Genomic DNA, 8721 nt, shown 5'->3' with positions numbered 1-8721 from the left:
CCTTCATTGCCGCGGGCCAGCGGATAGCGGGCCATGGCCCGCACCATGTACCAGCGGCTCCAGACCGGCGGCAGCAGGAGCAGCGGCAGCATGCTGTAGCTGCCGCCTTCAATTAATGCCGCCAGCAGCGAGGCCTTCAGCAGCAGGAGCAGCACGCAGGCCAGCACGCCCATAGCGCCTACGCGGCTGTCCTTCATGATCTCCAGCATCCGCTCCCGCGAGCGGTAGCTGAGCAGCGCATCGGCGCTGTCCATCCAGCCGTCCAGATGCAGCCCGCCGGTCAGCCCCACCCACAGGATGAGGGTGATAACAGCGGCAGGCCAGGCCGGCAGCAGCCAGGCGGCGGCAGCTGCGCCAAGCGCGGCGCTGAGGCCGATGGCCGCGCCGACCAGCGGATAATAGACCACGCTGCGGCGCAGCAGCTCAGGCGAGAAATCCGGGCTGTATTTGACCGGAAACCGCGACAGGAACTGAAACGCGGCAGCGGCATCCCCCCGCGCGCTCACAGGAGGTACTCCCGGCTCTTCAGCTCCACAGGTATTCCGGCCGTAACCAGGAATACCTGCTCACACTGCCGGGCAAGCCGCGCGTTCATCCGTCCGGCCAGGTCCCGGTACAGCCGGCCCAGTGAATACTCCGGCACAATGCCGTCGCCTACTTCATTGGTAACAAGAATTAGCGTCCCCTTGAAGCTGGAGACACTCTGCTCCAGTCCGGCAATTGCAGCCTCCACCAGCTGCTGCCGGTCACTCCGTTCCTCCACAGCCAGCAGCTGGTTGGACAGCCAGAGCGTCAGGCAGTCCACCAAGACTGCCTGACCGCTGCCGGACAGCCGCCGGAGCAGCGCCGACAGTTCAAGCGGCTCTTCCCGTGTCTCCCAGCGGAAGCCGCCCTCCTCCCGCTGCTGCCGGTGCAGGGCAATCCGCGCCTTCATCTCTTCATCGAACGCTTGCCCGGTCGCCACATAGACCGCCTGCTGCGGGTCTGCCAGCTTCTTGGTTAAGCGCTCGGCGAAGCCGCTTTTCCCGCTGCGTGCCCCTCCGGTTACAAGGATGCTCATACGCTCTCCGACCCGGAGACCCCCGCACTCTCGAAGGTCGCCATCTCCCGCATAATCCGGCAGACCGCTTCAATGAAATGCAGGCACAGCGCGCCGCCGGTGCCTTCGCCGAGGCGCAGTCCAAGATCAAGCAGGGCCTCCAGACCGAGGCGGTCCAGCATCAGCTTATGCCCCTGCTCGCCTGAGACATGGGAAGCAATCATGTAAGCCGTCGATTCCGGTGCCAATGCCTTGGCGACGAGGGCTGCCGCTCCGGAAATAAAACCGTCCAGAATGACCGGAATCCGCAGCGCAGCCGCTCCCAGAATCAGACCGGCCAGGCCGGCAATCTCAAGCCCGCCTACCTTCGAGAGCACATCGATCGGATCTGCCGGATTCGGCGCATTAACCTTCAGGGCGCGCTCTATCACCGATATTTTGTGTCGCAGCCGCTCTTCGTCGATGCCTGTCCCCCGTCCGGCTGCTGTCTCCGCCGGGATGCCTTCCAGTGCGCACAGCACCGCAGCACTTGCCGTAGTATTGCCGATGCCCATCTCACCGGTAATAAAAATCTCCGTCCCGTTCTTCACCGCTTCCTGGGCCACCTGAACCCCAGCCAGAATGGCGCGCAGCGCGTCCTCCCGGCTCATGGCCGGACCTGCCGCCATATTGTCCGTGCCGCGGCGCACTTTGCGGTCGATCAGCTGCGGATGGCTGATGTCACCGTTAATGCCAATATCCACGAACTGCACCTCTGCACCGCCTTGGCGGGCCAGCACATTCACTGCGGCGCCGCCGCTCAGGAAGTTATAGGCCATCTGCATTGTAACCTCCTGCGGAAAAGCACTGACCCCTTCACAACAGACCCCATGATCCGCTGCCATAACTACTACCGTACGTTTGCTGTAACAGGGCTGTTCTACTTTGGAGATCCCGGCCAGCCGGACGGCCAGCGCCTCCAGCCGCCCGAGGCTTCCCGGCGGCTTGGTCAGGCTGTTCAGGCGGAGCACCGCGCGTAAGGTAGCTTTTTCATCAGGCGGAGCAATCCGTCCGGTTACTTCTTGTAAGGCTGTGATCATGATATTACCTCCTGTTATCTATTGTATATTCTATTGAAAACAATCCACTTCTATCTGCTCTGCATACTGTCATCAGAACACAAAAAAAGCTCCCTGCTCTGAAGAAGGGAGCTTCTGCTGACTTGGCTGCAAGCCAATTGAATTCTAACATATCCCTATTTCTTCCTTAAAGGATTATAGGTGATATAGATTGATCTTACAATTAGATTTTTACCTTCATGAAGCCTTCCAGCCGCTCCAGCGCTTCGGTCAGCTTCGCTGTAGAAGCCGCATAGGAGCAGCGGATATACCCTTCTCCGCCAGCCCCGAACACATGGCCCGGAACAACTGCGACTCCCGCCTCCTTCAGCAGCCTTAAGGCGAATTCCTCCGAGCTCATGCCGGTGCGGGCAATGGAGGCAAAAGCATAGAATGCCCCCTGCGGCATATGGCAGGGCAGTCCGGCAGACCGCAGTCCGTCTACAAACATTGTCCGGCGGTCCTTGAAGCATGCCTTCATCCGGTCTTTATCCGGCAGAGCACTGCGCAGGGATTCGGCAGCGGCGATCTGGCCCAGTACAGGCGCACACATGGCTGTGTATTGATGAATTTTGAGCATAGCCGCCAGCAGTTCGCGGTTCCCGCAGGCATATCCGACCCGCCAGCCGGTCATGGCAAAAGCCTTCGAGAACCCGCTGATCACCACCGTCCGCTCCTTCATGCCGGGGAGTGAGGCAATACTTACATGTGCGCTGTCGTAGGTCAGCTCGGCATAGATCTCATCCGAAATCACGATCAGCCCGTGCTCCTTCACCACCTCAGCTACCGGCAGCCAGTCCTCATTGGTCATTACCGCCCCCGTAGGGTTACTCGGAAAATTCACCATCAGCAGCTTGGATCGCGGAGTGATTGCCCGCTTCAGTGCTTCAGCCGTGAGCTTAAAGCCCTGCTCCACAGTCGTCTCCACCGTGGCCAGCGTTCCGCCATTCAGATAGGCGATAGGCGCATAGGCGACATAACCCGGGGAAGGAATCAGAATCTCATCGCCCGGTGCGATGAAGGCGCGCAGCGCCAGATCCACGGCTTCACTGCTCCCTACAGTAACCAATATTTCGTCCGCAGGATCGTACTGCAGGTCGAAGCCCTTCTGCAAATACCCGGCAATCTCCTCCCGCAGCTCCATCCTCCCGCTGTTAGGCGTATACATCGTCTCCCCGCGGTCCAGGGCGCGGATACAGGCCGCTCTGACCTGTTCGGGAGTAGCGAAGTCAGGTTCGCCAACCCCAAGTGAAATAATATCGTTGTTACCCGCAGCCAGATCAAAAAAAGCGCGGATGCCCGAAGGCGGAATCTCCCTTAGACGCGGAGTAATGGGGTCGTTGTGCATGGAGATGCCTGAGAGGCGCGGGATGCGGGGGTTGCGGTCCACAGGCAAAGCAGATTGTTTTCTGTTCATAACCCGCCACCCCCTTGCTGTACCAGTTGTGCTGCTTCTGGTGCTTCTGGTGCTTCCGCTGCTCCACCCATACCTCCGCGCTCCCGCAGCGATCCGGTGATAATCTCATCCAGCAGCCGGGTGAAGGAGATGCCAGACGCCCTTGCACTTTGCGGCAGCAGGCTGGTTGCGGTCATGCCGGGCAGCGTATTCACTTCCAGCACATAAGGAATGCCATCCTTCAGCAGCATATCCACCCGTGCATACACCGCGCATTTCAGCGCCCGGTAGCAGGTAAGTGCCGCCGTACGCACCCGTTCCTCGACCTCCGCAGGCAACTGGATGATCTGTTCCTCCGCCCCGCCCTGCTCATATTTGGCGCTGTAATCGAACCAGTCGGCACCGAGCGACTGAATCCCGATTACCGGCAGCAGCTCTCCACCGAGAATGGAGCAGGTAATCTCCTGTCCTAAGGTATATTGCTCAATCAGCACGGAGCAGTCAGCGGCAAAAGCCTTCTCCACCGCCCCGCGCAGCTCCTGCGGATGGTTCACCTTGGTCATGCCGATGCTGGAGCCGCCGGAATTCGGCTTGACCATCACCGGATAACCCAGCCGGTCCACGGCTTCCGGTGCATATTCATTGATATGCTCCCAGCACAGCCAGTCGGGTGTGGGGATGCTTTTGCTGCGGATAATCGTCTTGGCCAGCCCTTTATCCATGCAGAGACTGCTGGACAACACGCCGCTCCCGGAATAAGGAATGCCGAGCGTTTCAAGCGCACCTTGTACGGTGCCATCCTCGCCGTAAGTCCCATGCAGGGCGAGCAGAGCGAAGTCCAGCCCCACGACTCCCTCCAGCAGCTCTTTACGCGAGGTGATGGGTACAGGAATCCCGGTGTATTTTGCCGAATCCAGCGCCTTCAGCATCTCCCTGCCGGTATTCATTGACACCTCATATTCAGACGATACGCCGCCCATAATAACTCCCACTCTAATCATATCCGTACACCCCTTCATCCCATAAGTTGCCGTGCTGTCCTGCCGATAACTTCGATCCCTCTGCGTATATCCTCATCCGCTACTCTGGAGAAGCCCAGCCGCAGCGTATTCTGCCCTGTGCCGTCTGTGAAGAAGATATCTCCCGCCGTAAAAATAACCCCCTGCCCGTGGCACGCCGCCAGCAATTCCCTTGTGCTGAAGCCTTCAGCGAACGTTACAAACAGATGCAATCCCCCGTCCCCCGATAATGAAGCATAAGGAATATGCTCCTTGCAGCACGCCAGCGTCAGCTCGTATTTGCGTTTATACTCCAGCCGGGCCTTCTTCAGATACTTCTCCAGATTGCCCCCCAGCAGATATTGGTACAAAATAGACTGGTCGAGCGTCGAGGTATGAATACTGCGTGCCCTTTTGACACTTTCCAGGTAATAGATCAGCTCCTGATCCGCCAGCACCCAGCCTACCCGCAGTCCGGGGAATAGCACTTTGGAGAAGCTGCCGAGGTAGATGACGCTGTTCCCGCTGCCCGCCGTCGCCATTAACGGAGCCACATGGGCACCCGAATAACGCAGCTCCTCGTTGAAACCATCCTCGATAACCGGCACCTTGTAATCCGACATGAGCTTCATTAGGCCTTGTCTTTTCTCGGGAGACATGACAATTCCGGTAGGATTGTGGTAGGAGGGGACCAGATACGCACAGTCGTATTCCCGCTCTTCGAGCGCGCGCTTGAGTTCGCCGAGGTGGATGCCATCCCGCTCCATTGTTACCCCGTGAATTTCGAAGCCGTGCAGCTTCAGATTCTTAATCGCCGTATGATGCGTCGGGTTCTCACAGATCACAGCGCCATGCCGCTTACCCAGAGCAGACAACACTATGTCGAAGCCCTCCGTGAACCCGTTCGTAATCAGCAGATCCTTCCCGCGCATATCCACGCCCTTGTGCTCCATATATTGCCGCAAATAATCTATTAAAGGTTTATATCCCTTGGCATATCCATAATTCAGCAGAACGTTGCCCTCCACGGACATGCGTTCCAGAAAAGCTTTTTTGACATGATCCAGATCGAAGAGGCTCTCATCCGGCGCGATACTGGTAAAAGAAATCGTTCCTTTCCCCGCGCGGATTCCCCGCTTCATAATGTCCAGCTCTTCCGCGAGCAGCGCCTGGCCGCTGAGCCGCTCTTTCCAGTCCATGCTCCAGGAGGCCGCTTCAGGATCTCCGTGCCCCGCTGCAGCACCTGGTGAGACATAACTCCCCTGGCCCTGCACCGTATACGCGAAGCCGTCATCCTCCAGACTCTCGTAGGCTGAGATAATGGAATTGCGGCTGACCTTGAGGAGTGTGCTGAGTTCCCGTGTAGAGGGGAGCTTCTGCCCGCCCTGGAGCGCGCTTTTGATAATAAGATGCTTCATGTAATCCTTCACCTGGATATATACCGGACGTCCGGCAATGAGCTTGAAATCCTTAAACATACCGCTATCGCCCCCATAGCTATCATGGCACAGACTCCGCCGTAAAAAAAGAACCACAGCCCCGGGATTTTCTTCCGGCTGTGGTTCTAAGGGGGACAATGTAGTCGGTTTTTCGCATACATTTGGCTTGTTAACCCTATCGGCGGCGCATTGTATTCGGTTTTTCGCTTACATTTAGCTCGTTAACCCGATGGGCGGCGCATTGTATTCGGTTTTTCGCATACATTTGGCTCGTTAACCGTATCGGCGGTGCATTGTATTCGGTTTTCCGCATACACTTGGCTCGTTACCGCTGTCGGCGGCACATTGTATTCGGTTTTTCGCATACATTTGGCTCGTTAACGCTATCGGTGGCATATTGTATTCGGTTTTCCGCATACATTTGGCTAATTAACCCTATCGGCGGCGCATTGTATTCGGTTGTTCGCAACCGAATTATAGTGGTCCCTAGTCCAGCTTAACCCTATCGGCGGCGCATTGTATTCGGTTTTTCGCATACATTTGGCTAATTAACCCTATCGGCGGCGCATTGTATTCGGTTTTTCGCATACATTTGGCTAATTAACCCTATCGGCGGCGCATTGTATTCGGTTGTTCGCAACCGAATTATAGTGGTCCCTAGTCCAGCCGTGGGAGCTACACTTCGCACGGTATCATGCGCCAGGCTCCTTCATCCTTCCGAAGATTCAGTACAGTGACTTCACCCGGAGCGGGTGCAGCTGCTGTATAGAAGGTTACTCCTTCGGTCAGACGCGCCAGCAGCAGCCGGATGATGCCGCCATGAGTCACTATCAGCACGCGTGGAGGCGGGGGATTGGGCGGTGAGTCTGGCGCTAATGGAACTGCCGAAGATGAAATTGGTACTGGTGGAACCGCCATAGCTGAGATTGGTACTGGTGAAACTTCTGCTGGAGGAACTACCGCTGCAGGAACTACCGCTGGTTGAACTCCCCCTGGTTCGCTGGTTTCAAGCCAGGGCATCCCCCCGTTAATGCTTGTATGCTCCAGTTCCTGCTCCAGTTCCTGCTCCAGCTGATCCCAGAAATCATCCACCCGGGCTTCAAACTGTTCCCACGCTTCCCCTTCCGGCGGTGTTACTAATTCGGGGTGGTCAATCCAACTGCGGTAATGTCTGTTATCCTTCAGCTGCTCATAATTGCAGCCTTCCCAGACACCAAAATCCAGCTCGCGCAGCCGCGAATCATAGATGGCCTGCCGCTCCAGGTGTGGAGCCACGGCTGCCAGCGTCTCCCTGCATCTGAGCAGGTCACTGCAATAGACACGCCAGAATTCCCCGCCGAGCGCAGGCTGGTCGCTTAGTGCGGACAATTGCTGCCGCGCCTCCGGCAGCAGTGGCAGATCCGTACTCCCTAAATAGCGCCGTTCCTTGTTCCACTGCGTGTGCCCATGACGGACAAGCACCAGCTCCAGTTCCTGCTCCAGTTCCTGCTCCAGTTGAGGCTCCTGCTCCAACTCCTGCTCCAGTTCCTGCTCCAGTTCCTGCTCCAACTCCAGTTCCACCTCCTGCTCCAACTCCTGCTCCAGTTCCACCTCCTGCCCCAACTTCAACTCCAGCTCCTGCTGTGGTGCCGGGTTACTTAGAACGCTGCGATCTACCAGAGCCGAATCCTTCAAGTGGCCTTCCTTGTCCTTGTCCTTGTCCTTGTCCTTGTCCTTACTCGTATCCTTACCCTCGTCCTCGTCCACCTGCACTCCGCTCAGCCCCCCATCCCCTGCCATAACAAGGCAACCGCTGCACACAGGCAGACAAATATGGCTGAAGACAGCATCATCATCCGCGCAGTCACGATAATATCCTCCGGCTCCATTGTCCGCAGGGGATCTCCCATGTAGGCGCGGAAGGAGGTTACGCCGTGGTATACATTTTCTCCGCCCAGCCGGATGCCCAGTGCTCCGGCAACTGCCGATTCCGGGTAGCCGCTGTTCGGGCTGGGATGAAGACGTGCATCCCGCCGGACGGTACGCCAGCATCTCCGCCAGTCCAGCCGCAGCAGCGCCGCACATAAGGTTAGTAATAGCGCTGTAATCCGCGCCGGTATGTAATTCGCGACGTCATCCAGCCGGGCGGATGCCCAGCCGAGATCGCGGTACTTGTCGTTCTTGTAGCCAACCATGGAATCCAGCGTGTTCACCGCACGGTAAGCCATAGCCAGCGGAGCCCCGCCCAGCAGGGCGAAGAACAGCGGCGAGATGATCGCGTCGACGATGTTCTCCGCCACTGTCTCCACTGTGCCGCGGACGATTTCCGGGCTCTCCAGATGCGCCGTATCCCGGCCGACGATCATTCCCAGCGCTCTGCGGGCAGCGGGAATATCCCCTTGGCGGAGTTCTGCGAAAACTGCCATCCCGGCATCCTTCAACCCTTTGGAGGCGATCGTCGTGGAGATCAGCCACACTTCGGCCGCCCCGGCCAGCCAGGGGGATATCCGGTAGAACAGCATCACAAGCAGCGCTGTCAGCACCCATGCGCCTCCTGCTACCAGGAGCGGAAGCAGCATCCCCGCCCGCTTCAGGGCACGGGGCGCCGATGCGAAGCGGCGGATAAGCCGCTCTGTCGCACTGATGGCCTTCCCCATATAGACAACGGGATGGGGAAGATTACGCGGATCGCCGACAATCCGGTCCACAACATAAGCGGCCAACAGTATGATGGCAAGCTTCACCTTGGCTCACCCCGCTGCGGTTCCTGGCG

8 protein-coding genes are annotated in these 8721 nt (G+C 58.0%); all 8 read right to left on the bottom strand.

Annotated elements, in window-relative coordinates:
- The coding region (locus QW71_RS09300; protein WP_039296525.1) for an adenosylcobinamide-GDP ribazoletransferase at positions 1-506 on the bottom strand (506 nt) is incomplete at its 3' end.
- Positions 503-1060: a bifunctional adenosylcobinamide kinase/adenosylcobinamide-phosphate guanylyltransferase gene (gene cobU, locus QW71_RS09295; protein WP_039296523.1), complete on the bottom strand. Its 558-nt coding sequence runs from the start codon at positions 1058-1060 to the stop codon at positions 503-505. The genes QW71_RS09300 and cobU, both read right to left, overlap by 4 nt.
- Complete coding sequence (cobT, locus tag QW71_RS09290; RefSeq protein WP_039296520.1) at positions 1057-2118, bottom strand: nicotinate-nucleotide--dimethylbenzimidazole phosphoribosyltransferase; 1062 nt, start codon at positions 2116-2118, stop codon at positions 1057-1059. The genes cobU and cobT overlap by 4 nt, the downstream gene beginning before the upstream one ends.
- A gap of 202 nt (positions 2119-2320) precedes the next feature.
- The gene (locus QW71_RS09285) at positions 2321-3484 is read right to left on the bottom strand and encodes an aminotransferase class I/II-fold pyridoxal phosphate-dependent enzyme (RefSeq protein WP_039296587.1); all 1164 of its coding nucleotides are present in this window, start codon (positions 3482-3484) and stop codon (positions 2321-2323) included.
- A 65-nt stretch (positions 3485-3549) separates the two neighbouring features.
- Positions 3550-4533: a D-alanine--D-alanine ligase gene (locus QW71_RS09280; RefSeq protein WP_306766032.1), complete on the bottom strand. Its 984-nt coding sequence runs from the start codon at positions 4531-4533 to the stop codon at positions 3550-3552.
- Positions 4534-4547: 14 nt separating this feature from the next.
- Positions 4548-6008 carry a PLP-dependent aminotransferase family protein gene (locus QW71_RS09275; RefSeq protein WP_039296517.1) on the bottom strand — a complete coding sequence of 487 codons (1461 nt, stop codon included), beginning with the start codon at positions 6006-6008 and terminating at the stop codon, positions 4548-4550.
- A gap of 636 nt (positions 6009-6644) precedes the next feature.
- Positions 6645-7748 (bottom strand): histidine phosphatase family protein, encoded by a 1104-nt coding sequence (locus tag QW71_RS36995; protein WP_052769944.1) that lies wholly within the window; start codon positions 7746-7748, stop codon positions 6645-6647.
- On the bottom strand, positions 7727-8692 hold the full coding sequence (gene cbiB / locus QW71_RS09265) for an adenosylcobinamide-phosphate synthase CbiB (RefSeq protein WP_039296514.1): 966 nt from the start codon (positions 8690-8692) through the stop codon (positions 7727-7729). Before cbiB ends, QW71_RS36995 begins: the two co-directional genes overlap by 22 nt.
- Positions 8693-8721: the final 29 nt, after the last annotated feature.

It is taken from the genome of Paenibacillus sp. IHB B 3415 (assembly GCF_000802655.2).
GTDB classification, from domain to species: Bacteria; Bacillota; Bacilli; order Paenibacillales; family Paenibacillaceae; genus Paenibacillus_AQ; species Paenibacillus_AQ phytohabitans.
The sequence above is the reverse complement of the archived record's forward strand: the minus strand, read 5'-3'. Positions and strand labels throughout refer to the sequence as shown.

Coding starts and splice junctions, on each gene's coding strand:
- cobU (WP_039296523.1), bottom strand. CDS start 1,060: ATGAGCATCCTTGTAACCGGAGGGGCACGCAGCGGGAAAAGCGGCTTC.
- cobT (WP_039296520.1), bottom strand. CDS start 2,118: ATGATCACAGCCTTACAAGAAGTAACCGGACGGATTGCTCCGCCTGAT.
- QW71_RS09285 (WP_039296587.1), bottom strand. CDS start 3,484: ATGCACAACGACCCCATTACTCCGCGTCTAAGGGAGATTCCGCCTTCG.
- QW71_RS09280 (WP_306766032.1), bottom strand. CDS start 4,533: ATGATTAGAGTGGGAGTTATTATGGGCGGCGTATCGTCTGAATATGAG.
- QW71_RS09275 (WP_039296517.1), bottom strand. CDS start 6,008: ATGTTTAAGGATTTCAAGCTCATTGCCGGACGTCCGGTATATATCCAG.
- QW71_RS36995 (WP_052769944.1), bottom strand. CDS start 7,748: ATGGCAGGGGATGGGGGGCTGAGCGGAGTGCAGGTGGACGAGGACGAG.